This is a genomic window from Pseudomonas sp. HS-18 (genome assembly GCF_020401845.1).
Classification (GTDB): domain Bacteria; phylum Pseudomonadota; class Gammaproteobacteria; order Pseudomonadales; family Pseudomonadaceae; genus Pseudomonas; species Pseudomonas nitroreducens.
The window spans coordinates 3,218,913-3,242,335 of record NZ_CP084413.1 but is presented as its reverse complement, the minus strand read 5'-3'; the positions used below and the strand labels follow the sequence as shown (position 1 = coordinate 3,242,335).

At 64.7% G+C, this 23,423-nt stretch carries 21 protein-coding genes; 13 read left to right on the top strand and 8 right to left on the bottom strand.

The window, feature by feature from the left end:
- Window positions 1-5 precede the first annotated feature (5 nt).
- Together LDJ84_RS15120 and codB are read right to left on the bottom strand one after the other, a co-directional pair.
- Complete coding sequence (locus tag LDJ84_RS15120) at window positions 6-1,217, bottom strand: PucR family transcriptional regulator (RefSeq protein ID WP_226046546.1); 1,212 nt, start codon at window positions 1,215-1,217, stop codon at window positions 6-8.
- Window positions 1,214-2,473 carry a cytosine permease gene (gene codB, locus LDJ84_RS15115; RefSeq protein WP_169887588.1) on the bottom strand — a complete coding sequence of 420 codons (1,260 nt, stop codon included), beginning with the start codon at window positions 2,471-2,473 and terminating at the stop codon, window positions 1,214-1,216. Before codB ends, LDJ84_RS15120 begins: the two co-directional genes overlap by 4 nt.
- Before the next feature lie 460 nt (window positions 2,474-2,933).
- Between codB and LDJ84_RS15110 the strand changes: the two genes are divergently transcribed.
- Genes LDJ84_RS15110 through LDJ84_RS15090 form a run of 5 tightly spaced genes read left to right on the top strand, consistent with a single transcriptional unit; the run spans window position 2,934 to window position 6,373 of the window.
- Window positions 2,934-4,079 (top strand): amine dehydrogenase large subunit, encoded by a 1,146-nt coding sequence (locus LDJ84_RS15110; RefSeq protein WP_226046545.1) that lies wholly within the window; start codon window positions 2,934-2,936, stop codon window positions 4,077-4,079.
- A 35-nt stretch (window positions 4,080-4,114) separates the two neighbouring features.
- Complete coding sequence (locus tag LDJ84_RS15105) at window positions 4,115-4,654, top strand: MauE/DoxX family redox-associated membrane protein (protein WP_024762478.1); 540 nt, start codon at window positions 4,115-4,117, stop codon at window positions 4,652-4,654.
- 4 nt (window positions 4,655-4,658) lie between these two features.
- On the top strand, window positions 4,659-5,291 hold the full coding sequence (gene mauD / locus LDJ84_RS15100; protein WP_054910258.1) for a methylamine dehydrogenase accessory protein MauD: 633 nt from the start codon (window positions 4,659-4,661) through the stop codon (window positions 5,289-5,291).
- 17 nt (window positions 5,292-5,308) lie between these two features.
- Window positions 5,309-5,830 carry a methylamine dehydrogenase light chain gene (locus LDJ84_RS15095; protein ID WP_017518360.1) on the top strand — a complete coding sequence of 174 codons (522 nt, stop codon included), beginning with the start codon at window positions 5,309-5,311 and terminating at the stop codon, window positions 5,828-5,830.
- 15 nt (window positions 5,831-5,845) lie between these two features.
- Window positions 5,846-6,373: a c-type cytochrome gene (locus tag LDJ84_RS15090; RefSeq protein ID WP_024762476.1), complete on the top strand. Its 528-nt coding sequence runs from the start codon at window positions 5,846-5,848 to the stop codon at window positions 6,371-6,373.
- Between the two features lie 245 nt (window positions 6,374-6,618).
- Here LDJ84_RS15090 and LDJ84_RS15085 read toward each other — a convergent pair whose 3' ends face one another.
- A complete protein-coding gene (locus tag LDJ84_RS15085; RefSeq protein ID WP_024762475.1) occupies window positions 6,619-7,662 on the bottom strand; it encodes a LacI family DNA-binding transcriptional regulator in 1,044 nt (347 codons plus the stop codon).
- A gap of 234 nt (window positions 7,663-7,896) precedes the next feature.
- Here LDJ84_RS15085 and LDJ84_RS15080 point away from each other — a divergent pair, with 234 nt between their 5' ends.
- The 4 genes from LDJ84_RS15080 to LDJ84_RS15065 all read left to right on the top strand — a co-directional run bounded on the left by LDJ84_RS15080 (window position 7,897) and on the right by LDJ84_RS15065 (window position 13,261).
- The gene (locus LDJ84_RS15080; protein WP_024762474.1) at window positions 7,897-8,418 is read left to right on the top strand and encodes a gluconokinase; all 522 of its coding nucleotides are present in this window, start codon (window positions 7,897-7,899) and stop codon (window positions 8,416-8,418) included.
- A gap of 107 nt (window positions 8,419-8,525) precedes the next feature.
- Window positions 8,526-9,878, top strand: a complete 1,353-nt coding sequence (locus LDJ84_RS15075) for a GntP family permease (protein ID WP_024762473.1) — start codon at window positions 8,526-8,528, stop codon at window positions 9,876-9,878.
- Between the two features lie 145 nt (window positions 9,879-10,023).
- Window positions 10,024-11,649: an NADP-dependent glyceraldehyde-3-phosphate dehydrogenase gene (locus LDJ84_RS15070; RefSeq protein ID WP_024762472.1), complete on the top strand. Its 1,626-nt coding sequence runs from the start codon at window positions 10,024-10,026 to the stop codon at window positions 11,647-11,649.
- A 340-nt stretch (window positions 11,650-11,989) separates the two neighbouring features.
- Window positions 11,990-13,261, top strand: coding sequence for a RidA family protein (locus LDJ84_RS15065; RefSeq protein WP_226046544.1), 1,272 nt, complete (start codon window positions 11,990-11,992; stop codon window positions 13,259-13,261).
- A 446-nt stretch (window positions 13,262-13,707) separates the two neighbouring features.
- Here LDJ84_RS15065 and LDJ84_RS15060 read toward each other — a convergent pair whose 3' ends face one another.
- Entirely contained in the window at window positions 13,708-15,189 is a 1,482-nt protein-coding gene (locus LDJ84_RS15060; protein WP_226046543.1) for a PLP-dependent aminotransferase family protein, read from the bottom strand.
- A 102-nt stretch (window positions 15,190-15,291) separates the two neighbouring features.
- On the opposite strand from LDJ84_RS15060, the gene LDJ84_RS15055 reads away from it, so the two are divergent.
- Together LDJ84_RS15055 and LDJ84_RS15050 are read left to right on the top strand one after the other, a co-directional pair.
- Window positions 15,292-16,050 (top strand): sulfite exporter TauE/SafE family protein, encoded by a 759-nt coding sequence (locus tag LDJ84_RS15055; protein ID WP_226046542.1) that lies wholly within the window; start codon window positions 15,292-15,294, stop codon window positions 16,048-16,050.
- A 289-nt stretch (window positions 16,051-16,339) separates the two neighbouring features.
- Window positions 16,340-17,383, top strand: coding sequence for a sterol desaturase family protein (locus tag LDJ84_RS15050; RefSeq protein WP_084357807.1), 1,044 nt, complete (start codon window positions 16,340-16,342; stop codon window positions 17,381-17,383).
- 820 nt (window positions 17,384-18,203) lie between these two features.
- Here LDJ84_RS15050 and LDJ84_RS15045 read toward each other — a convergent pair.
- From LDJ84_RS15045 to LDJ84_RS15035, 3 genes are read right to left on the bottom strand one after another with little or no spacing between them, the layout of a single operon-like run.
- Complete coding sequence (locus tag LDJ84_RS15045; protein ID WP_024762468.1) at window positions 18,204-18,446, bottom strand: DUF2790 domain-containing protein; 243 nt, start codon at window positions 18,444-18,446, stop codon at window positions 18,204-18,206.
- Window positions 18,443-19,006: a cytochrome b gene (locus LDJ84_RS15040; protein ID WP_037006524.1), complete on the bottom strand. Its 564-nt coding sequence runs from the start codon at window positions 19,004-19,006 to the stop codon at window positions 18,443-18,445. Before LDJ84_RS15040 ends, LDJ84_RS15045 begins: the two co-directional genes overlap by 4 nt.
- Window positions 19,006-20,046 (bottom strand): catalase family peroxidase, encoded by a 1,041-nt coding sequence (locus tag LDJ84_RS15035; protein ID WP_065084019.1) that lies wholly within the window; start codon window positions 20,044-20,046, stop codon window positions 19,006-19,008. Before LDJ84_RS15035 ends, LDJ84_RS15040 begins: the two co-directional genes overlap by 1 nt.
- A gap of 162 nt (window positions 20,047-20,208) precedes the next feature.
- Between LDJ84_RS15035 and LDJ84_RS15030 the strand changes: the two genes are divergently transcribed.
- Window positions 20,209-20,718 (top strand): sigma-70 family RNA polymerase sigma factor, encoded by a 510-nt coding sequence (locus tag LDJ84_RS15030; RefSeq protein WP_226046541.1) that lies wholly within the window; start codon window positions 20,209-20,211, stop codon window positions 20,716-20,718.
- A complete protein-coding gene (locus LDJ84_RS15025; protein ID WP_065084020.1) occupies window positions 20,715-21,461 on the top strand; it encodes an anti-sigma factor family protein in 747 nt (248 codons plus the stop codon). The genes LDJ84_RS15030 and LDJ84_RS15025 overlap by 4 nt, the downstream gene beginning before the upstream one ends.
- A 119-nt stretch (window positions 21,462-21,580) precedes the next feature.
- Here the strand turns inward: LDJ84_RS15025 and LDJ84_RS15020 are convergent, their stop codons facing one another.
- Complete coding sequence (locus LDJ84_RS15020) at window positions 21,581-23,419, bottom strand: amidohydrolase (protein ID WP_024762464.1); 1,839 nt, start codon at window positions 23,417-23,419, stop codon at window positions 21,581-21,583.
- Between the last annotated feature and the right edge of the window lie 4 nt (window positions 23,420-23,423).

The following is a 23,423-nucleotide window of genomic DNA, read 5'->3' as shown; positions in this document are numbered from 1 at the left end:
TCAGGCTATTCGTGGCGCGGCGCGCTGGACATGCGCCAGATGAGCAGCGCCACGGAGGTATTCAGGCGGAATTGCGCGTCGTCCAGGGACTGGCCGCTGAGGGCCTCGATGCGCGCGATCCGCTGGTTCAGGGTGTTGCGATGGATGCCCAGGCGCTGTGCCGCCTTGAGCGCGTTGCCGCCTTCCTGGACCAGCGCGTCGAGCGTCTCGATCAGCAGGTGCGGCTGTTTGCGGCCCGCCTCGTTGAGCGGGCCGAGAGTGTCCTTCATGAACTGCTCGATCACCGCACGATCGGGGATCGCCCGCAGCAGGCGCAGCACGCCCAGCTCACGGTAGTCGCAGACGCCGCCCGGCGCCTGCATGCCTTCGGCGACATCCAGCGCCTGGCGCGCTTCGAGCAGCGCACGGGGATATTCCGCGCAGGAATCGGCGCAGGCAGAAAGCCCGAGGTAGGCGCGCAGCGGAGCCAGCTCCTGCTGCAGCTCGGCGGCCAGCGCGTGCAGTTCGGCGCGCTCAATGTCGGCCAGCAGCAGGACGAACAGGTCGCCCTGGATCACCACCGGCAGGCGCTCGGGGCGCTCCTGCTGCCAGCTTTCCAGATGGTCGAGCAGGCGCTGGCGGGTGAGCTGCAGTGCGCGCTCGGCCTCTTCCGGTTCGTGCTGCTGGAATAGTCTGTCGACGCCGGACAGCCGGAGCGCCACCAGGCGCCGCGGGGCTTCCAGCGGCAACTCCAGGTGTTGCGCGCGGCGACGGACGATCTCCAGGCTGGGGAAGTCGCCGCTCAGCAGCTGGCCGAGGATGTCCCGGCGCGAGGTCTTCACCTGGGTCATCTGCACCAGCGCCGTGCCGATCAGGTGGGTGACGATGACCATCTTCAGCGCGTAGGGCTGCTCGATCAGCGGCAACCCTTCCACCTCGGCCAGATGCACCACGGACTCGGGAATGCGCTGGATGAACTCGTCACCGGTAAGAATGACGATGCCGGCGATGCCGCTGGCGACGCCTTCGCACACCAGTTGCAGCAGGTTGGCTTCGTCACGGCTGTGGTTGATGCCGGTAACGAACACCAGCTCACCGCCCATCACCCAGTCGGCAATGCCGACGTTCTCCGCCACGTAGGACCAGCGCACGCTGCGATGCACATTGCGCGCGCCGGCCCGCAGCGCGAGGCTTTCCAGCCCCGGCAGACGGAGGATTTCCTCGACGCTCAGGCTCAAGCGCGCGGCTCGGCCACCGGCGCACGGGCGCGGGTGACTTCGGTGAGGACGATGTAGCAGATGGCCGAGGCGGCGATGCCCACCAGCGGCGCGATCCACGGCGAGGCGTAGGCCAGGCCCGCGCCGACCGCGTAGGACACCAGGCCCGAGACGTTGAACGCCGGGATGTGGGTGCCCACCAGCGCCGGGTATTCGCCGCGGTTGCGGTACCAGTAGTCGGCCATGATCACGCCGCCCAGCGGCGGGATGATCGAGCCCAGCAGCACCAGGAACGGGATCAGCCATTCGTACATGCCACCGATGGCGAGGATGATGCCGATGCCGGCGGCCAGCAGGGTCATGGTGCGGCGGCGCTCGCTGCGCACCAGGTGGCAGGCGGCAGCGGAGACGTTGTAGATGGTCGGGCCCTGGATGGTCCACAGGTTCAGGCAGAGCATGATCACCGCGGCGAAGGACAGGCCCTGCAGCACCATCACTTCGACGATGTCGGCGTTCTGGTAGACGATGGCGCACCAGGCGCCGGCGACGATCATCAGGCCGTTGCCGATGAGGAAGGCGACCACGCTGGCGATCACCGCGATGCGCCCGCTGCGGGCCATGCGCGTCCAGTTGGTGGCCTGGGTCGCGCCGCTGGCGAAAGTGCCGAAGACCATGGTCACGGCGGCGGAGAAGGTCAGGGTCTGGCTCGGTTCCACACTCAGCAGGCCACTCCAGCCGCCGGCCTTGTCGGTGGCGATGACCATGGACGCCACCAGCAGGATGAACATCAGCGGCACCGAAACGCGGGACATGATGTCCAGGCCCTTGAAGCCAATGATCGCGGTGATCGAGAACAGCAGGCCGAACACCACCATCAGCGGAGTCTGCAGCTCAGGCGGCAGGCCCAGCATCCTCACCAGCACGATGGCCACGGTGGCAGTGCCCCAGGCGTACCAGCCCAGTTCGGCGAAGCCGAGGAGAAAGTCGGACAGCTTGCTGCCACGCTCGCCGAAGCAGAAGCGCCCCATCAGCACGGTGTTCAGGCCGCTGCGCGAGGCGATCAGGCCCAGGGAGGCGGCGTAGATGGCGAGCAGCACGTTACCGATGAAGGCGACCCAGAGCATGTCGACGAAGTCGAAGGCCATGCCGATCTTGCCGCCGGCGAACATGGTGCCGGTGAAGAAGGTAAAGCTGAACAGGACCATGGCGATGGGCAGCAGGCCTTTGCGCCCTTCCCTGGGCGTGGCGCTCAGGGGGAACTCACTGGGGGAACTCATCGAGAGGGGTCTCCGCGAGGATTGGTTGAGGACTCCCGGCACAACGCAAATAGCGGGCCGGAAAAGCCAATCAGGAACGACGCGGAAATTTTGAGCATGTCGAACATTGTGAACTGTTCACAATGCACACTTCCGGTGGGTGTAACGGCGTTTCAAGATAGCTCAAATGTGCATTGTGCGGATTTTCGGGGCACGATGCAGCTTTTTCGCACCAAAACTGACGAAAGCCTTGATCCATGTCTGTGCCGTTCGGCGGATTTTCTCCTTCCAAACGCCACGGCAGTCTGCACTTTCTCCCTGCGACACCCTGTCACCCCCAGACAAGGAAATGGCACGGACAACAAGTCCGGCGCACACCGACACAGGCAGACTCTCCTCAATCCTCCGTCCGTCATCCGCTCCCCGCAGATGGCGGACAAGCCACGAAAAGCCCGCCAACACAAGAATAGGGAGTAACCCAATGAGCGTCGCCAGGTTCCTCGCTCCATCGGTCCTCGCGCTGGGCACCTGCCTCGCGATGAGCGCAGCCCACGCCGAGCTGCCGACCGAGAGCATCGGTGAGACCGTCTTGCCGTTCCCGCCCTCGCCGCACCGTGCGTACATCGTCGACGTGGAGTTCGAGAACTTCATCGCCGGCCGCGTCACCGTGGTCGACCCCGAGCAGAAGAAGATGCTCGGCATGGTCAGCACCGGCTTCGTCGCTCCGTCCACCCTGAGCCACGACGAAAAGACCCTGTACTCCGCCGACACCTTCTACTCGCGCGGCACCCGCGGCGTGCGCACCGATGTGCTGACCGCCTGGGACACCTCGAACCTGCGTCCGAAGTGGGAAGTGGAAATCCCGGCCAAGCGCGCCTCGATCCTGACCCAGAAGTACGCCCTGGGCACCAGCTCCGACGATCGCTTCGTCTACATCTACAACTTCACCCCGTCCACCTCGGTCACCGTGGTCGACACGCAAGAGAAAAAGGTCGCCAGCGAAATCGCCATCAGCGGCTGCGTGCTCAACTACCCGGTGGGCAAGCGCGCCTTCGCCTCGCTGTGCGGTGACGGCCAGCTGCAGATCACCAAGATCGGCGACGACGGCAAGGAAACCGGCCGCAGCCAGACGCCGTTCTTCGACCCGAACAAGGAGAAGCTCAACGAACGCGGCCTGGCCGTGGGCGAAACCTACTTCTTCGTGACCACCGACGGCATGGTCAAGCCGGTGGACGTCTCCGGCGACAAGCCGAAGATGCTGCCAAGCTGGTCGCTGACCACCGACGAAGAGCGCAAGAAAGGCTGGGGTACCGGCGGCTGGCAGTTGATGGCCGTAGCGCCCAAGCTGAATCGCATGTACGTGCTGATGCATGAAGAGCACAGCGCCGGCAAATGGGAAGACCCAAGCCCGTTCATCTGGGTCTACGACCTGAAGACGCAGAAGAAGATCGGCACCCTGGAAGCGCCCAAGCCGGTGTGGAGCCTGCACGCCACCACCGACGACAAGCCGCTGCTGCTGGGCACCGACATCGAAGGCGGCCTGCAGATCTTCGACCTGAAGACCGGCAAGTACAACGGCGCCATGGACAAGATCGCCAAGACCCCGATCCTGGTCCTGAGCCACTAAGCCTTTTTAGCAAGTCATCCCTGAGAGGTGCGGATATGTTTTCCGATCCGATCCTGATCATCGCCAGTGCGGTGGCCGTTGCGGTGCTGCTCGCCAGCGCCGCCAGCCACAAGCTGCGCGCGCCGATGCGCTTCGCCCGCCAGGTCGAAGACTACGGCCTGCTGCCGGCCTCGCTGGTCGGCCCGGTGGCCCGCGTGCTGCCGCTGGTCGAGGGCGTCATTGCCTTCGCCCTGCTGGTGCCGGCGAGCCGTCATGTGGCGGCCCTGGCCGCCACGGCGCTGATCCTGTTCTATGCCGGCGCCATCGGCATCAACCTCTGGCGCGGTCGTCGTGACATCGACTGCGGCTGCTCCGGCCCCGGCCAGATGCAACCGCTGCGCCCGGTGCTGCTGCTGCGCAACGCGATCATCGCGGCGCTCGCCCTGCTCGCCGCCAGCGCTCCGCAGGCTCGCGAGCTGGGCGTGTTCGACGCCTTCGTGATCCTCGCGGCCAGCGCCGTCACCCTGCTCCTGTACGCCGCGGCCGACAGCCTGCTGGCGAACCATCCCCGTCTGCTCAAACTCATCGGAAGGTGAACAAATGGAAGGCCTGATCGTTTCCAACATTCTTCTCTGGGTGCTGCTCATCGCCCTCGCCTTCACCGTGATGGCGCTGGTGCGCCAGATCGGCGTCCTGCATGGCCGCATCGCTCCGGCCGGCGCGCTGATGGTCGACAAGGGCGTGGCCGTCAACGAGCCCGCGCCGAAAGTCACCGCCGCCGACCGCCACGGTCGCCCGGTCAACTTCGGCTATGAAGGCGAGCGCGGCCAGCTGCTGTTCTTCCTCTCGCCGACCTGCCCGATCTGCAAATCGCTGCTGCCGGCGATCAAATCCATCGCCAAGGACAAGGCCGGCGAGCTGGAAGTGATCTACGTCAGCGACGGCGACATGGCCGCCCAGCAGGCGCTGATCGCCGAGCACGGCCTGGAGAAAGCCGCCTACGTGGTCGGCCCGGAAGTCGGCATGACCTACCAGATCGGCAAGCTGCCCTACGCCGCGCTGATCGACAGCAAGGGCGTGCTGCGCGCCAAGGGCCTGGTGAACTCCCGCGAGCACCTGGACAGTCTGTTCGAGGTCGAGCACCTGGGCAGCGCCACCCTGCAGCAGTACATGAATGGCCACAGCCACAACGGCGTGCACACCCACGACGCCAGCCACGGCCACAGCCACTGATCACGGAGAGAACAAGAATGAAATTCCTCGACAACCTGTTCGAGCGCTCCTCCCGCCAGGTGGCCAACGTCACTTCGCGGCGCAAGCTGCTGGGCCGCTTCGGCTCGCTGCTGGTGGCCGGCGCGGCGCTGCCGATCATCCTGCCGATCGACCGCACGTCCAAGGCCCTGGCCGCCGAGGCGCCGAAGGCCGGCGACCCGGGTGATCCGAACAGCTGCGACTACTGGCGCTACTGCTCCATCGACGGCTTCCTCTGCTCCTGCTGCGGCGGTACCACCACCTCCTGCCCGCCCGGCACCGATGCTTCCCAGGTGACCTGGATCGGCACCTGCCGCAACCCGGCGGACGGCAAGGACTACATCATTTCCTACAACGACTGCTGCGGTAAGCACAGCTGCTCCCAGTGCGCCTGTACCCGCAACGAGAGCGAAGAACCGCTGTACCGTCCGTTCAACAACAACGACGTCAACTGGTGCCTGGGCGCGGAATCGCGCATCTACAACTGCACCGTCACCATCATCCGCGGCGTCGCGGTCTGAGTCCGGAGAAGTCCCATGCGTAGTCTCGTTGTCGGCGCCCTGCTCTGCAGCCTGGTCGCTCCCCTCGCCCAGGCCCGTGCGATCCCCGATCCGCACCAGCGCCCGGCGCCCGGCAACGAGGCGGTGCAGAAGCCGATCTCCCAGCTCAGCTATACCCCAGCCACCAACTACCAGTTGCAATGCGCCGGCTGCCATCTCACCGAAGGCAGCGGCAGCAAGGCCAACGACACGCCGCGCCTGCACGGCTTCGTCGGCAACTTCCTGAAGGTGGACGGTGGCCGGCAATTCCTCGTGCGCGTGCCGGGCATGTCGCAGTCCGCGCTCAACGACGCGCAACTGGCCGACCTGCTCAACTGGCTGCTGCGCAAGGACGGCATGGCGGGCGACAGCATGCCCGCCGAGTTCAAGCCCTACACCGCCGAAGAAGTCAAAGCCACGCGCTACCAGGCCCTGATGAACCTGCCCGGCACCCGTGCCGGGCTGATCCAGGAAATGCGCAAGCAGGGCATCACCATCACCGATGGGATGAGCGATGCGTATTGAGTGATTGCTCCGGCGGCTTGCCCGCCGGATTGTTTTGCCTCCGCATTCAGCCCGCCGCTCCAGCGGGCTTTTTTATGCCCGGCATGTTCACGCAGAGACCCGCTTTTTGCAGGAGCGAGCTTGCTCCTACAAAGCACCCGCGCGCCGCCATTTTCCGTAGGGCGAATAACCTGGAACAGGTTATCCGCCGGATGCCTCACGGCGGATAACGCTGGCGCGTTATGCGCCCTACGAAAGCGCTGGAGTCAACTGCTCTCGCGCACCATCAACTCGAACCCCAGGTCCATCACCGGCTCACTCACCGGCTTGTCGTTGATCAAGTCCAGCAACCGTTCCGCCGCATGGGTGCCTATGGCCTTGCGCGGGGTGCGGATGCTGGAGAGGCGCGGCACCATGAACTCCGAGCTGGGCAGGTCGTTGAAGCCCAGCACCGCCACCTGCTCGGGAATGCGGATGCCGTGGCGCATGGCTTCCAGCAAGGCGCCGTGGGCCAGGTCGTCGTTGCCGAAGAAGATGCCTTCCACCTGCGGCTGGCTGGCCAGCAACTGCCGGAACAGCTCACCGCCAAGGCCCACCGAAGATGGGCGCGGCGTAAGGAATTCCAGCGCGGGGTCGTAGCAGCCAGCCTGCTGCAGCGCGCGGCGATAGCCCTCGCCGCGCAGCAGCGTACGCTGGTCCAGCTGCGCGCCGATGTAGGCCAGGCGCTTGCGGCCGCTCTTGAGCAGATGTTTGGCCGCCGCCTCCCCCGCACGAATCTGCGAGAAGCCCACGCAGTGCAGGCCGGCGCCAGGGTCGAGGTCCATCATGTAGACGCTCGGCACGCCGCTCGCCTCGATCATCCGTCGTGCGCTTTCCGTGCGATCGAAGCCGGTCAGCAGGAGGCCGCGCGGCTGATAGGAGAGGTAGTTGCGCAGCAGGTTCTCTTCTTCGTCACGGGAATAGTGGTAGTTGCCGATCAGCACTTCGAGGCCGCGCGGGTGCATCACCGCATGGATGGCTTCGAGGGTTTCGATGAACAGCTGGTTCGCCAGCGACGGCACCAGCACCACGATGTTGTGGCTCTGCTTGGAGGCCAGCGCGCGGGCGGCCGGGTTGGCGACGTAGCCCAGTTCGCTGGCCGCCTGTCGGACTTTTTCCGCTAGCTCCTCGGCCACCGTGCTCACCCCTCGCAAGGCCCGCGAAGCGGTGATCGGGCTCACTCCGGCGCGGCGCGCTACTTCATCCAGTGTCGGTCGGCCGGTGGTTCGGGAGCTTTTGTCGTTCTTCTTGTCATTCTTCTTGGCGGTCATCGGGCGTATTGCCAAACAAAAATCGAGGCACTAAGGTAGCGCTGTCTTGCGACCAGGGCAATTGCCTGAGACCAGCTCCCGCTGGCCCCTCGCCCGCCGGCCCCTTGCTCGTCATCAGAGCACCGCTGTCGAAGTCGCCAGGACAGACCGACTAGAATGACAAGAATACGGAGGCAGCCGATGCTTTTCGTTACGCCCAATAAAGACAGCGCTGTCTCAGCAATGAGGCTTTCCATGACCCCTTCCATCGATGCCGTCCTCATCATGGGCGTCTCCGGATGCGGCAAATCCAGCGTCGGTGAGGCGCTTTGCCTGCGCAACGGCGCGTTCGCCATCGAAGGCGATTCCTTCCACCCCGCCGCCAACATCGAGAAGATGAGCGCCGGCATCCCGCTCACTGACGAAGACCGCGCCGGCTGGCTCGATACCCTCGCCGCCGAACTGCAGAAGGCCATCGCCGCCGGCCAGCGCCCGGTGCTCACCTGCTCCGCACTCAAGCTGATCTACCGCGAACGCCTGCGTCGCGCGGTGCCCGGCCTGGGCGTGGTGTTCCTGGAACTGACCCGTGACGCCGCCGCCGAACGCGTCGCCACCCGGCCCGGTCACTTCATGCCGGCCAGCCTGATCGACAGCCAGTTCGCCGCCCTCGAACCGCCGCTGAGCGAACCGCTGACCCTGCACCTGGATGCCACCCGCCCGGTCGACGACCTGGCCGAAGCCGCGCACCTGTGGTGGCGACAGCATTCCAGCGACTGACCTTGATAGCGCCTGCCCGCTAAAGATAGCGCTATCTCAACTCACCAAACGCTCTGCACCCAGAGAAGAGCCGCTCCGGCACACAACGACAACAACAGGAGAGCCCCATGCTCGGCATGTCCCACGAGACCTATCTGCTGCTGGATGCGGTGGTCACCATCATCGGCCTGATCCTGCTGATCACCCGCTTCAAGATCCATCCCTTCGTCGCCCTGATCATCGCCGCCGGCTTCCTCGGCCTGACCTCCGGCATGCCCGTGGCGACCATCGTCAAATCCTTCCAGGACGGTTTTGGCGGCGTGCTCGGCTTCGTCGGCATCATCCTTGCGCTGGGCACCATGCTCGGCAAGATGATGGCCGAGTCCGGCGGTGCCGATCAGATCGCCCGCACGCTGATCCAGGCCTTCGGCAAGCAGCGCGTGCACTGGGCGATGATGTTCGCCGCCTTCCTGGTCGGCATCCCGCTGTTCTTCGAGATCGGCTTCATCCTGCTGGTGCCGCTGGTGTTCATCGTCGCCCGGCGCAGCGGTGTCTCGCTGATCAAGATCGGCATCCCGCTACTCGCCGGCCTCTCCGCCGTGCACGGCCTGGTGCCGCCGCACCCGGGTCCGCTGCTGGCCATCGGCGTGTTCGGCGCGGATATCGGCAAGACCATTTTCTATGGCCTGCTGGTCGCCCTGCCCACCGCCGCCATTGCCGGGCCGATCTTCGGTGCCTGGATCTCGAAAATGATCCCCGGCCAGCCCAATGAAGAGCTGGTGGCGCAGATTGCCCACGAGCCGGACACCAGCAACCTGCCCAGCTTCGGCGTCACCCTGTTTACCGTGCTGCTGCCGGTGTTCCTGATGCTGCTGAAGACCTTCGCCGACGTCATGCTCGCCGACGGCCACGTCGTCCGCGCCTGGCTGGACATGATCGGCCACCCGATCACCGCCCTGCTCCTGGCCCTGCTGCTGTCGCTCTACACCTTCGGCCACGCCCGCGGCTTCGACTCGAAGAAGATCCTCAAGCTGCTCGACCAGAGCCTCGCGCCCACCGCCGCCATCGTGATGATCATCGGCGCCGGCGGCGGCTTCAAACAGATGCTGGTGGCCAGCGGCGTAGGCGACGTGATCGGCCACATGGCGGTGCACGCGCAGATCTCGCCGATCCTCCTCGCCTGGCTGGTCGCCGCGGTGATCCGCATCGCCACCGGCTCCGCCACCGTCGCCACCATCACCGGCGCAGGCATCGTGGTGCCGGTGATCGACCTGATCCCCGGCGTGAATCGCGAACTGCTGGTGCTGGCCACCGGCGCCGGATCGCTGATCCTCTCCCACGTCAACGACGCAGGTTTCTGGCTGGTGAAGCAGTACTTCAACATGAGCGTGATGGAGACCTTCAAGACCTGGACGGCGATGGAAACCATCCTCTCGGTGGTCGGCCTGGGCTTCATCCTGCTGCTGTCACTGTTTGTCTGATCCACCCACAGGAGCGCGCGATGCTGGCTATCGCTCGCATGGCGCGCCTGCGCACCGAGTATTGGATCATTGGCTGAATCGTTTTAGCTAAATACAGCTACGATCTAAAACAGACCAGTCGCCCACCTTCCCCGAGGGATGAGTCATGCCCGACAACAACAAGCTCGACCATCTGTTCCCCCGCCTCACCGACATCCCCGACGCCTGGCGCCCCGACTTGCCCGTCGAGCAGCGCGAGTACCTGGTCAACGGCGAACTGCGCCGCTGGAACGGCCCGCTCGCGCCGGTGCGCAGCCCGATCTTCCTCGCCACCGAGCAGGGCGATGAACAGGTCATCCTCGGCAGCACCCCGCTGCTGGATGCCGACGCCGCCCTCGCCGCGCTGGACGCCGCCGTGGCCGCCTATGACAACGGACAGGGCGAATGGCCCAACCTGCGCGTGGCCGAACGGATTGCCCACGTCGAACGCTTCCTTGCCCGCATGCGCGAGCAGCGCACCGCCGTGGTCAAGCTGCTGATGTGGGAGATCGGCAAGAACCTCAAGGACTCGGAGAAGGAGTTCGACCGCACCTGCGACTACATCGTCGACACCATCGAGGCGCTCAAGGCGCTGGATCGCCGCTCCAGCCGCTTCGAGCTGGAACAGGGCACCCTCGGGCAGATCCGCCGTGTACCGCTAGGCGTGGCGCTGTGCATGGGCCCGTACAACTATCCGCTGAATGAAACCTTCACCACCCTGATCCCGGCGCTGATCATGGGCAACACCGTGGTCTTCAAGCCCGCCAAGTTCGGTGTGCTGCTGATCCGCCCGCTGCTCGAAGCCTTCCGCGACAGCTTCCCGCCAGGCGTCATCAACGTCATCTACGGGCGCGGCCGCGAGACCGTCAGCGCGCTCATGGCCAGCGGCAAGGTCGACGTCTTCGCCTTCATCGGCACTCACTCCGGCGCCGCCGACCTGAAGAAGCTCCACCCGCGCCCGCACCGCCTGCGCGCCGCCCTCGGGCTGGACGCCAAGAACCCCGGCATCGTCCTGCCCAGCGTCGACCTCGACAACGCCGTCAGCGAAGCCATCACCGGCGCCCTCTCCTTCAACGGCCAGCGCTGCACCGCGCTGAAGATCCTCTTCGTCCACGAAGACGTGCTGGAGACTTTCCTCGACAAGTTCAGCGCCAAGCTCGCCGAACTCAAGCCCGGCATGCCCTGGGAGCCCAGCGTGGCGCTGACGCCGCTGCCCGAGCCGGGCAAGGTCGATTACCTCAACGGCCTGCTGCAGGACGCGCAGGCCAAGGGCGCCAAGATCATCAACGCCGGCGGTGGCGAGAGCCGTGAAAGCTTCTTCTACCCCGCGCTGCTCAGCCCGGTGCGCGCCGACATGCGCCTGTACAACGAGGAACAGTTCGGTCCGCTGGTGCCCGTGGTCCCCTACCGCGAGTTGGACGAAGTGATCGACTACGTCCTGCAATCCGACTATGGCCAGCAGCTCAGCCTGTTCGGCAACGACCCGGCGCAGATCGGCCCGCTGGTGGATGCCTTCGTCAACCAGGTGGGCCGTATCAACATCAACGCCCAGTGCCAGCGCGGCCCGGACAGTTATCCCTTCAACGGCCGCAAGAACTCCGCCGAAGGCACCCTTTCCGTCCATGACGCCCTGCGCACCTTCTCCATCCGCACCCTGGTGGCCACGCGGTTCACCGACGCCAACAAGGAACTGATCAGCCAGATCATCCGTGACCGCGATTCCAGCTTCCTGACAACGGATTACATCTTCTGACACTCGGTTGCGCAGAGCCCCTCTCCCTGACCCTGGTTGGGGAGAGGGAAGCGCCCCGGCACGGCATTCCCATGAAATGCATTGACTCCGCTTCAAGCCCTCCCAGCCCCCTGCAAACCATCCCGACTAACGCTCATCGCCAATTGAAACAACCCGGTAAGAAGACCCCACTACGCTTGCCTTAAGTCAAAGGGGTCCCCCCTGGAGACTCGATAGTCTGCGCGCCTCTCGACGAGTTCGATATCCGTCGTCTGAATGAACAGTGGCAACGACCGATAACGAACCGGACTGAGCCTTTGCCACGAAACCCACGGATTCCCAGCAAACCAGGGAGCACCCTATGAGTGGCTACAACGCAGTACTGGCGAGAAATACCGACAAGGCACCCCAGGGCACCGGCCCTTACTCGCAAACCGTCGCCTTCTCCCACTACAACAACCTGTCGGCGCAACTGCCCATCGACCCAGCCAGCGGCAAGCTGGTCGCCGGCGGCGTGAAAGAGCAGGCCGAGCAGTGCTACAGGAACCTCAAGGCCGTGGTGGAAAGCATCGGCCACAAACTGGACGACAGCGTCCGCATCTCGATCTTCCTGACCAACATCGCGGACGCCGAAGCCGTCGGCAAAGTCCACGCCAGCTTCTTCCCGGACTACGTCCCGACCCTGACCACCGTTGGCGTGGCAGCGCTGCCGCTGGGCGCCCAGGTGCAGGTCGAAGCCCTCATCACCTGCGGTGAAGGCACCATCCCAAACGCCCCGCAGGCCGGCGACCTGATCAAGGTCGAAGGCAGCACCGAAAATGCGCCGCTGAACCCGCTCTCGACCCAGTCGGTTGCCTTCTCCCACTACAACAACCTGTCCGCGCAGCTGCCCATCGACCCGCGCACCGGCAAGCTGGTCTCCGGCGGCATCAAGGAACAGACCGCGCAGTGCCTGCGCAACATCAAGAACATCCTCGAAGGCATCGACGTGCCCTTCGACGACATCGTGCGGATCACCGTCTTCGTGAAGAACCTCGCCGATGCCGAAGCAGTGAACCAGGTCTACACCACCTTCTTCCCCGATTCGGCCATCGCCCGTGCCGTCGGCTACTTCCCCGCGCGCACCGTGGTAGCGGCAAAAGCCCTGCCGCTGGACGCCCTGGTGCAGATCGAAGCCGTGGTCTCCCACGGTGACGGCACCCCGCCGCAAGCGGTGGAAGACCGCCACGGCATCGTCATCAAGGCCCACAACACCGACGCCGCGCCGCGTTGCCCCTACTCCACCCAGACTGTCGCCTTCTCCCACTACAACCACATCTCCGCCCAGCTGCCGCTGGACGTCCGGACCGGCGAACTGGTGGCAGGCGGCGTGAAGGAACAGGCCGCCCAGTGCTTCAAGCACCTCAAGGCCATCGTCGAAAGCATCGACCACGCCCTGGCGGATGTGGTGAAGGTCAACCTCTTCCTGACCAACATCGACGATATCGCCGCAGTGGATGAGGTGTACGCCACCTACTTCCCTGGCGGCACGCCGGCACGCCGCACCGTGGGTGTCTCGGCCCTGCCCAAAGGCGCCTCGATCCAGATCGACGCCGTGGTCGCCAACGCAGAAGGTACGCCGCCGGCTGCTTGATTGGCGTACAACGAGTCATGCCCTGTCCGGCTGACGCCGAGGCATGACTCACAGCAAACGGTCCCCTCTCCCGCTGGCGGGAGAGGGGTAGGGGGCTCTTGATCCTGCCGAAGCAGGCTCGCTCGCGAAAGGCCCCCGCACCGCGCCGACAATCGCTTCCGACTGCAGCACTTCCCACGCCGGTCCTCCCGCATCACCCGCAGCACCTCCCCCATCGGCACTCATAACGTTCCCTGCCAATCCAGCACAGCCAGTGCCCGGCCTTCCCCTTTTGCCTGCATGCGCTAGGGGTATCCCGCCCTGCCAAGCTCCTGGTCCCTCAATACCGGCAACAGATGCCGGTGATCCACCGGCGCAACTCCCGATGCTCCGGGTCGCGAAACTGGTGCAGCACATGGCTGACGCCAACGCCACTAGGTCAGGATTACTCGCAAGGTGTCCCGAAACTATCGAGGGAGGGCAGGCGTCAGGAAACGAATGATTCCTCCAAGAACGGCTATGCCCTCATGAATTTCTTTAGCCGACAGGCCCGCATAGCCCAGGATCAGGGCTGCGGTTCTTTCCATTTTCGCCGATGTGAGACCTGCATACAGCGGGGACAAGGGATATACCCCTATGCCGCGCTCAAGTGCCATTGCCTGCACTCTTGTTTCCTCTTCGGCGCGAAGCCTTGGCAATAGCAGTACGCCGTGCAGCCCCGCCGCCATTCCGACCAGTTCCCCGTACCCCGCCAGATGCTGCTCGAAAGCCTCCAGCATCGCCTTTCGCCGTTGCTCATTATTCCGGCGCAGGCGGCGAACGTGCCGCTCGTATGTGCCACTTTCGATCAACGATGCGAGGACGTTCTGCTCCCAGCTTGGCGAGTGGCGATCCGTCAGGCGCTTGGCTTCGCGGAACACGTGGACCAGTTCCTTCGGAAGCACCAGATAACCCAGCCTGAGCTGCGGTGAAAGTGCCTTGGAAAACGTCCCCACATAAATGACCCGCGCCTGGGTATCCATCGATTGCAGCGCATCGATGGGGCGTTGGCCGTAACGAAACTCGCCGCCGTAATCGTCTTCGATGACCCAGGCACGATGACGACGCGCCCATTCCAGCAGTTCCAGGCGACGCGCGACGGGAAGCACCGCGCCCATGGGGAACTGGTGCGAAGGCGTCACGTAGGCCAGGCGCGCACGACCATCTTCCGGCAACGCGCCAGTATCCAATCCTGAACTGTCGACATTGATCGGCAGCGCTGTCGCACCCGTAGCTTCGAAGCTGTATCGGGCCATGCGATAGCCGGGGTCTTCGAAGACGAACCCATCGTTCGGGTTCAGAAGAAGCCGAGCGCACAGGTCCAGCCCCTGCTGCGAACCATGCACCACGAGAATCTGCTCGGCGTCGCAGGTCAGGCCGCGCGCCCGGCGCAGATAGCCCTGCAGCGCCGTGCGCAGGCGCGATTCTCCTTCGGGCTGGCCGTAGGAAAGTGTGGGCTGGCGCCTGACCAGTTCAGCACGATAAGCGCGCTGCCAGCCCAGGGCCGGGAAATCCTTGGTAGCCACCGAACCGTAGCGGAAGTCGATACGCGCATGGGGCGTGGCCATGCTGTAGGGCTTCATCGCCGCAACGCGCTGGCCATAGTCGGAAAGCACCGGCGGCAGCAGTGCCGGGTTCTCCCTGGCACGTTCCGCTGGGCCATTGATGACGCTGGCTACGGTGGCGACCTTGCCCTTGGCGGTGACTACAAAACCTTCGGCGGCCAGTTGTTCGTAGGCCGCAGTCACGGTGGTTCGCGATACGCCCAGCTCGGCCGCCAGGACCCGCGTCGACACCAATTTCGTGCCGGCAGCCAACGTGCCCTGTTCTATCTGCGCCCGCAGCCTAGCGTAGATCCGGCGTTCGGCCCCGCGCCCGGATGGCTCGGACTGGCTGGAAAACTGGCCCATGAAAAAACCTCGAAACTGGCACTTTTTGTGGTGCAGGTTGTGACCGACATTATGGGTACCCAGCCTCGGGGAATGAAATCCCCCGTCACAGGAAACTGCGTTTTGGACCTGACCCCCACCACGATCCTCGTGACCTTCGCCGGAGTCTTTCTGATCTGCTTCATGAAAGGTGCGTTCGGCGGCGGTTTCGCCATCGTCGGCATTCCGCTGCTGTCGCTGGTGATGGACCCGATCACTGCCGGCGGCCTGCTCGCGCCCCTGTTCATCGCCATGGACCTGTTCGGCCTGCGCTACTGGAAGCCCTCCACCTGGTCGACAGCGGATCTGAAGTTGCTGATTCCCGGACTGCTGGTCGGCATCGGCATCGGCTACCTGTTCTTCCGCGTGGTGGACCATCGCATGGTCGCCATCGTCATGGCAGCGATCACCCTGGTGTTTGTCGGCCTTTGGTTCAAGGCTGGCGGGGAAGTCAAGGTTAGACCGCGCTCATCGCCCAAGGCAGTGGCGGCGGGCTTTACCTCGGGTATCACGACAATGGTTGCGCACTCGGGTGGACCGCCCCTGGCGATTTACCTGCTGCCGCTGGGCTTGAGCAAACAACTCTATGCCGGTACCACCAGCATGTTCTTCACGGTGGGAAATTTGATAAAGGCCGTACCCTGGTTGCTGCTGGCCAAACCGACGGGGAGCGTGCTCGGCCTGATGGGGATTTGTCTGATGGCGGTGCCCAGCGGGGTCTGGCTGGGATGGCGGCTGCATGAGCGGCTGGATCAGCGCCAGATGTACCGCGCTTGTTATGGGCTGCTGGTGGTGACAGCCGGGAAGCTGTTGTGGGATGGGGTTACGGGGTATCTCGCCTGAATGCAAACCACCGTTGGAACAAGCATGCCAGCGCATATCCAGAGGGCAAAGGTCTTCCATTGCATCGCTTTATCCTTCTGAAAGGCTACCGAATCGAGGCGACCGGATTCAGCCAAGCGTCATCAAACGCTCCTGGCCCAGGGGCTGCCAGTGGCCGATTGCATGCGCCTCAACAGGGATTTTCGGCGAGCGCCCGCAGCCTTCCTGTCCAATCAAGCTGCCCTGCCCCTTTTGCAACTGCCACAGCACGAATTATGCTGGTCGCCGAGCTAACGATGCGTAACTCTCCATGCCTGATCTCTCGCATCTCCACCAGCACCTGACCACCCTCCTCATCGAGCCGGTGGCTCACCAGGTCTCCGGCCTCTTCGACCTGAGTGGGCGTGTGGGTGTGTTGTTCCTGCTGCTGTCCTATGCGGTCGCTTACGCCCTGTTTCGTTTCCGCCAGCAGCGCGGACTGACGCAGGCAGCCTCGTTCTGGCAGTTCATCGGTGGGGCGCGGGTGAATTTCCATCGTTCGGCGTTGCTGGATTACCGCTACTACCTGGTACGCGGCATCCTCAATGTGGTGGTGTTGGTACCCATCATTGGGCTGGTCGATCCTTACATCCTGCGCTCGGGCGATTACATCGCCTTCTTTACCAAGCTCTGGGGCGCGCGACCGCAGGTGGGCCAGAATCTTGGTCTGTCGCTGCTCTATGGGCTGGGCGTGTTCCTGGTCAGCGACTTCAAGAACTACTGGGTGCACCGCGCCTTCCACTCGCGCTGGCTGTGGGCATTCCACAAGGTTCATCACTCGGCGGCGGTGCTGACGCCGATCACGGCGAGCCGCGTGCACTTCGTCGAGAAGCTGGCGGCGAACCTGGCTGGGACCGTGCTGCTGGGCGCCTACGCCGGCATCTTCTGGTACGTCTGTGGTGGACAGGTCAGCGCCTATACGCTGTTCGGCGTGACCTGGATGATCCTGCTGTTCAACGTGCTGGCAACCAACCTGCGCCACAGCCATGTGTGGCTATCGTTCGGGCCGGTGATCGAACATGTGGTGAACAGCCCCGCCCAGCACCAGATCCACCACAGCGACGCGCCCCGCCACTTCAACCGGAACTTCGGCATCAACCTCTCGCTGTGGGACTGGATGTTCGGCACGCTCTACGTCACCCAGCGCGCGCCGGAGCCGATCCAGTTCGGCGCGGGAGAGCAGGACGATGCCAAGTATTCTTCGCTGTGGAGCCTGATCGTGACGCCGTTCGTCGAGACGGTGCGCAAAGTACGGATGGCGAGAGGCCAGGGGGCCAAGGCTTCCAATCACTCGGCAGGAATTGGTCAAGGCTAAATTCAATAAAGCAGCCAGTGGATTCGTCCGCTTAACCGTAGCGGATGGAAGAACACTCCACTACCGATATTCTCCGGATAATTGCTTGGCACAAGCATTTACTGGAAGTCCCGCAAAGTATTTCCCTCCTACTAAAGAACCTGGCAGCAGGCCCGATCCAATGTACTGCGCAGCATGAGTTTGATTTGAGCGACGCCATCACTAGTTACGCAGAAGCCAATGGTGACATGTCGAGCCGGTCCGTAGGCTCTCGATACAAATCGAACACCAGCAAGGTTGCAGGCACTTGGATCTATTCCTGTATCGCTGGGAGGCCATGATGGCTGGAGAATACGCGCCGAGCCGCAACTACCGATGCGCGGCACTCTGTCTCCACGGGTGACCTGCGGCAAGTCCACACGCAGCGCTCCCCGGAATAGCCGTGGATTACTTCGGAACTATCCCGGACGAAACGCTTGAGCAGGTTTTCGTACTGTAGGCGCCCGTCTTCGTCGAAGCACTGGAGCTCGTCGTAATACGCAGCAAAGCTGATCAGCGGGCCGTAATAACAATGCCCACTCGCATTCGGAATCACATTGAACATAGGCCGAACTATCAGCGTTCCTCTGTCGTGCAGTTCTTCAATTACCTGTCGATTGAGCAGCTCTGCCTCATATTCGCCGCGAAAACATTGAATGAAGCCTGAAACAATACTGGACACTTCAAACAGCCTGCAAGATGACTGTTCAGGGACGTTAGCCGAGAGGGAGCGACATTGTCACTCCAGAAAGCAATGGCTGCCTGTTGCGCCACATGCCCCGTGTAACCGAGCCACTACGCCTCAATTTTCATTCCCACACCCCTGCCCCCACACCGGATACCGCAGCGTATGCCGTTGCCCGGTGCTGTCCTCGTAGATCATCTCCACCTCGCGAATCCCGCAGAAATCCAGCTCCGGTGCCTGCACCACGCGCTTGATGTCGAGCTTCTGGCCGAAGTGATAGTCCTCGGCGGGTGGTGCGTCCTGCGCGGCGAGAGCCGCGCAGGAGGTGAAGAGGCAAGCCACGGCGAGCAATCGCTTCATGGCCGTTCTCCCGAGGAAGTGGTACGCGGCATGGGGGCGCCAGTCATGCTCGGGAGCACTTCATCGCGACGAATGAGCCCGTGGAACAGCGCGGCGGCCAGGTGCAGGAGGATGGTCGCCAGCAAGGCGTAGGCGATGACGGTGTGCGCGCTGCGCAGGATGGCGTGGAGCTGCACCGAAGGCGAGACCAGCGCGGGCAGTTCGAAGCCACCCCACAGCAGCACTGGGTAACCACCGGCCGATTGCATGGTCCAGCCCACCAGCGGCTGGGCCAACAGCAGGCCATAGAGCGCGAGGTGCGAGAGGTGTGCGGCGCTGCGTTGCCAGCCGGGCATGTCGCTGGGCAGCGCGGGGATGCGATGGGTCAGGCGCACCAGAATACGCAGCAGCACCAGTACCAGCAGCGCGGCGCCCAGGGGTTTGTGGATGGCGACCAGCGCGGCGTGGCGCGGGGAGACGCTGGCGACCATGCCCAGGCCGATCAGCAGCATGGCGAGTACCAGCACCGCCATGAGCCAGTGCAGCACGCGCAGGGAGAGCGGGAAGTAGGTCGGTTTCATCAGTGGGTCTCCTGGGCCTGCTCACGGGTGCGGCGGTTGAAGGATTCCGAGTAGGCGGCCGAGCGCGCGCTGAGCAGCGGGTCGTCGGACGCGCGGATGCCGTCGGGGAGGATCAGCGGGTCGTAGTTGACGTCGCGGCAGTCGCCGCCGATCTCCGGCTGCAGGCGCTCGATCACCAGTTCGCCGGCATCCACCGTGCGACGGCTGGCAGGCCAGGCCTGGGTGGCGTCGCTGGTGCTGTCGCCGGGCTCGCCAAGGGTGAACTGCAGGCGCCAGCGCAACGGGCCGGCGGAAATACGCTGGGCCAGTTCGTCGGCGAGGAAGTCGGCGTCGCCGCGCTTGTCGGCGGCCAGCGGCTCGACCGGCGCTTCAGGCTGCACGGACCAGCGCACGGGCTGCTCCTGGCCGTCCTTGTTCACCAGGTAGAAGGCGTTGAGGCCGTAGTAGGCGCTGTTGGCGTAGCTGGAGGATGGCGTGGAGGATTTCACCCATTGCAGGAAGGGGCCGGTCTCGGGGTGCGCCTTGAAGAAGGCACCGGCTTTTTCCGGGTCGGGCTTGCCGGTGCCCGGTTGCGGCGCAGTGGCCTGTTGCAGGGCAAAGAAGCTGGCGACGTCGCGGACGACGAAGACCGGCATGGCGTTCATGCCGGTCCGCCATTCCTGGCCATCCTTGGGCAGGAAGCGCAGCGCCAGGCTGCGGATCGGCGCCGCACCGTCGCTGGCCTTGGGGTTGCCGCCGGGAATGGCCAGGCGCCCCACCACCGGCACGCGGCCGACCGAGAACAGGCTGGCGCGGGACAGATCGGCGAGCCCGCCGTTGCTGTCGAAGTGGCCGATCACGCACAGGCCCTTGGCGTGGTTGCGCCGATAGCCGGGATAGACGCCGCCGTTGTGCTCCAGGGTGTTGATGACCTTGTCCGGGGTGAGGCGCTGCGGGTCGAGCCAGCCGGCGACATAGGCGAAGACGGCGGCCACGCCGAGCACCACGGCGCCGATGGCGGCCAGGCGCAGGGGCACGTTGGGTGTGGGTGTTTCTGTCATTTCCAGCTCCTCAGGCTTAGGCTGAATGCGTTGAGCCGGTACGACGCACCGTGCGCCGGGTTATTCCCGACCACTGCCAAAGAATTATTTTTTTGCAGGCCGGGAATAGATCGCCGCCGCGTTCGTCTTTCTCGCTCGAACCCACCCACTCCCGGCGCCCCGATGCATTCACTGGACGACCATTCACTGCGCGAACTGCTGCCCCGGCTGCGGCGCTTCGCCCTGTCGCTGACCCGCAGCGCGAGCAGCGCCGACGACCTGGTGCAGGCCACCCTGGAGAAGGCGCTGTCGGCCTGGACCGGCCGCCGCGACGACGGCGACCTGCGCGCCTGGCTGTTCTCGATCCTTTACCGGCACTTCATCGACGGGCAGCGCCGCGCGAAGCGCTACGCGCGCCTGCTCAGCCTGTTCGGCGCGGACAGCGCGGTCAGCGCATCACCCGAGGACATCGTCAGCGCACGCTCGACCCTGGAGGCCTTTGATCGCCTACCCGCCGAGCAGCGCGCGCTGCTGACGCTGGTCAGCGTGGAAGGCCTGAGCTACCGCGAAGTAGCCGAGGCACTGGACATTCCCATGGGCACCGTCATGTCCCGCCTGTCGCGCGCCCGCACGGCGCTGCGCGCGCTGAGCGAAGGACAGGCGGCGACACCTTCTCTGCGGGTACTGAAATGAACGAACGCATTCCCGATGAGCACGATCTGCACGCCTACATCGACGACCAGCTCGACCCGGCGCGCCGCCAGTGGGTGGAAGCCTGGCTCGCCACGCACCCGGACGACGCCCGTCGCGTCGAAGGCTGGCGACAGGATGCGCAGCAACTGCGCGCGGCCTTTGCCGGGCAGGCGCGTAGTGCAATTTCCGAACAACTGGACCCGGCGCGGATTCGCCGTCAGCTCCAGCAACGCCGGCGAACCCGGTTGGCCACGGCGGCGGCGCTGCTGGTGGCGCTGGGCGTGGGCGGCATGGGCGGCTGGCAGATGCGCGGCGACGCGATGATGCGCGGCATGGTGCCGATGCAGGACGCCGTGCAGGCTTACCGGTTGTTCGCCGATGCCGGCCAGAGCGGGCTCGACCTGCGCGATGGCGGCGACCTGAACGGCTGGCTGGCGCGTTACCTGAAGAACGCGGTGCCGCCGCCGGCGCTGGAGCAGGTTGGCTTGAAGACCGTCGGGGCGCGTCTGCTGGCGACGGAACAGGGGGCGGCAGCGTTGGTGATCTACGAAGATGGCCAGGGCCGCCGGCTGACCTTCTTCATCCGTCCGCCGGGCCCGCGCCATGAGATGTTGCCGCAGGGGCAGCGTACGGATGGAGACCTGCTGGCACGTTACTGGAGCCAGGGTGGCTACAACTACGCGCTGGTCAGCCGCAGCGATGATCCGCAGGCGCAGGCCGTGGGGCAGTTGGTGGGGTTCTAGCGGAAGAGACAAGGTTAAGGCGCGCTCCGTGATTCACGAGCAAGGAGCGCACCGAGGCACCTACAGAAGGGCTTAAGAGCGGCCTCCGGCCATTGAGGTCGGAGGCCGCAGCGCCAGCGTCAGAACGCGAAGCACGAACAACCGAAAGCGCCCCAGAAGCCCTGGAAGTCACTCACCGGCACGCTCGACTGGCGGGCGCGCTCGTGGCTGTGGCCATGCACGCCGCAGGAGCCGGCGCACTGGTGCACGGCCTGCTGCAGTGGGCCCTGCGGACGCCAGTGGCCGGGGACCTTGGCCACGGGAGACCAGTCCGGCAGTACCGGAATGGCCGTCGGCGCCTGGCGCTCGAAGTCGCCGCTGCCGAACACTACGCGGCCGTCCACCACGGTCAGCACCGATTCGATGGTCTTGATTTCTTCCTCCGGCACGTTGAAGTAGTCCGCCGAAAGCACGGCCACATCGGCCATCTGTCCGACCTTGATCATCCCTTTCTTGCCCTGCTCGTTGGAGAACCAGGCGCTGCCGTGGGTGTACAGCTGCAGCGCGGTGGCACGGGACAGGCCCTCGGGGTACAGCTCCATGCCGCCGACGGTCTTGCCGCTGACCATCCAGTACAGCGAGGTCCAGGGGTTGTAGCTGGACACACGGGTGGCATCGGTACCGGCGCCGACGGGGACGCCTTCGGCCAGCATGCGCTTGATCGGCGGGGTCGCCTCTGCGGCCTGCTTGCCGTAGCGGTCGACAAAGTATTCGCCCTGGAAGGCCATGCGGTCCTGAATGGCGATGCCGCCGCCCAGCGCCCTCACCCGCTCGATGTTCTTCGGCGAGATGGTCTCGCAATGGTCGAAGAACCAGTGCAGGCCGTTGAACGGAATGTCCAGGTTGACCTTCTCGAACACGTCGAGCATGCGCGAGATGGATTCATCGTAGGTGGCGTGCAGACGGAACGGCCAGCGCTGTTCGACGAGATGGCGCACCACCGGTTCCAGCTCGGCTTCCATGCTGCCGGGCAGGTCCGGACGCGGTTCAAGGAAGTCCTCGAAGTCGGCGGCGGAGAACACCAGCATCTCACCGGCACCGTTGTGCCGCAGGAAGTCGCTGCCCTGCCCGTATTTCACGCTGCTGGTCCAGTTCTTGAAATCGGCCAGCTCTTCCTTGGGTTTCTGGGTGAACAGGTTGTAGGCGATGCGCACGGTGAGCTGGTTTTCTTTTTCCAGTTGCTCGATCACCTGATAGTCGTCCGGGTAATTCTGGAAACCGCCGCCGGCATCGATGGCGCTGGTCACGCCCAGGCGGTTCAGCTCGCGCATGAACTGGCGGGTGGAGTTGACCTGGTACTCGAAGGGCAGCTTCGGCCCCTTCGCCAGGGTTGCGTAGAGGATCATCGCGTTCGGCCGGGCCACCAGCATGCCGGTGGGCTCGCCCTTGCTGTCGCGGACGATCTCGCCGCCGGGCGGGTTCGGGGTGTCCTTGGTGTAGCCGACGACGCGCAGCGCGGCGCGGTTGAGCAACGCGCGGTCGTACAGGTGCAGGACGAACACCGGAGTGTCCGGCGCCGCCAGGTTCAGCTCTTCGATAGTCGGCATGCGCTTCTCGGCGAACTGAAATTCGTTCCAGCCGCCGACGACGCGCACCCACTGCGGCGACGGCGTGCGCAGGGCCTGCTCCTTGAGCATGCGCAGGGCGTCGGCCAGGGACGGCACGCCTTCCCAGCGCAGTTCGAGGTTGTAGTTCAGCCCGCCGCGGATCAGGTGCAGGTGCGAGTCGTTGAGGCCGGGAATCGCGGTGCGTCCCTTGAGGTCGATGACGCGGGTCGCGCCGGCGCGCAAGGCCATGGCCTCCGCCTCGGTACCCACGGCGATGAATTTGCCGTCGGCGATGGCCACGGCGGTGGCCTCGGGTTTCTCGCGGTCGACGGTGTGGAAGCGGCCGTTGGTCAGGATCAGATCGGCGTACATGGCT

Bases quoted from the DNA above. Each gene is read 5' to 3' on its own strand.
- codB (WP_169887588.1), bottom strand. From the start codon at position 2,473: ATGAGTTCCCCCAGTGAGTTCCCCCTGAGCGCCACGCCCAGGGAAGGG.
- LDJ84_RS15110 (WP_226046545.1), top strand. From the start codon at position 2,934: ATGAGCGTCGCCAGGTTCCTCGCTCCATCGGTCCTCGCGCTGGGCACC.
- LDJ84_RS15105 (WP_024762478.1), top strand. From the start codon at position 4,115: ATGTTTTCCGATCCGATCCTGATCATCGCCAGTGCGGTGGCCGTTGCG.
- mauD (WP_054910258.1), top strand. From the start codon at position 4,659: ATGGAAGGCCTGATCGTTTCCAACATTCTTCTCTGGGTGCTGCTCATC.
- LDJ84_RS15095 (WP_017518360.1), top strand. From the start codon at position 5,309: ATGAAATTCCTCGACAACCTGTTCGAGCGCTCCTCCCGCCAGGTGGCC.
- LDJ84_RS15090 (WP_024762476.1), top strand. From the start codon at position 5,846: ATGCGTAGTCTCGTTGTCGGCGCCCTGCTCTGCAGCCTGGTCGCTCCC.
- LDJ84_RS15085 (WP_024762475.1), bottom strand. From the start codon at position 7,662: ATGACCGCCAAGAAGAATGACAAGAAGAACGACAAAAGCTCCCGAACC.
- LDJ84_RS15080 (WP_024762474.1), top strand. From the start codon at position 7,897: ATGACCCCTTCCATCGATGCCGTCCTCATCATGGGCGTCTCCGGATGC.
- LDJ84_RS15075 (WP_024762473.1), top strand. From the start codon at position 8,526: ATGCTCGGCATGTCCCACGAGACCTATCTGCTGCTGGATGCGGTGGTC.
- LDJ84_RS15070 (WP_024762472.1), top strand. From the start codon at position 10,024: ATGCCCGACAACAACAAGCTCGACCATCTGTTCCCCCGCCTCACCGAC.
- LDJ84_RS15065 (WP_226046544.1), top strand. From the start codon at position 11,990: ATGAGTGGCTACAACGCAGTACTGGCGAGAAATACCGACAAGGCACCC.
- LDJ84_RS15060 (WP_226046543.1), bottom strand. From the start codon at position 15,189: ATGGGCCAGTTTTCCAGCCAGTCCGAGCCATCCGGGCGCGGGGCCGAA.
- LDJ84_RS15050 (WP_084357807.1), top strand. From the start codon at position 16,340: ATGCCTGATCTCTCGCATCTCCACCAGCACCTGACCACCCTCCTCATC.
- LDJ84_RS15045 (WP_024762468.1), bottom strand. From the start codon at position 18,446: ATGAAGCGATTGCTCGCCGTGGCTTGCCTCTTCACCTCCTGCGCGGCT.
- LDJ84_RS15040 (WP_037006524.1), bottom strand. From the start codon at position 19,006: ATGAAACCGACCTACTTCCCGCTCTCCCTGCGCGTGCTGCACTGGCTC.
- LDJ84_RS15035 (WP_065084019.1), bottom strand. From the start codon at position 20,046: ATGACAGAAACACCCACACCCAACGTGCCCCTGCGCCTGGCCGCCATC.
- LDJ84_RS15030 (WP_226046541.1), top strand. From the start codon at position 20,209: ATGCATTCACTGGACGACCATTCACTGCGCGAACTGCTGCCCCGGCTG.
- LDJ84_RS15025 (WP_065084020.1), top strand. From the start codon at position 20,715: ATGAACGAACGCATTCCCGATGAGCACGATCTGCACGCCTACATCGAC.
- LDJ84_RS15020 (WP_024762464.1), bottom strand. From the start codon at position 23,419: ATGTACGCCGATCTGATCCTGACCAACGGCCGCTTCCACACCGTCGAC.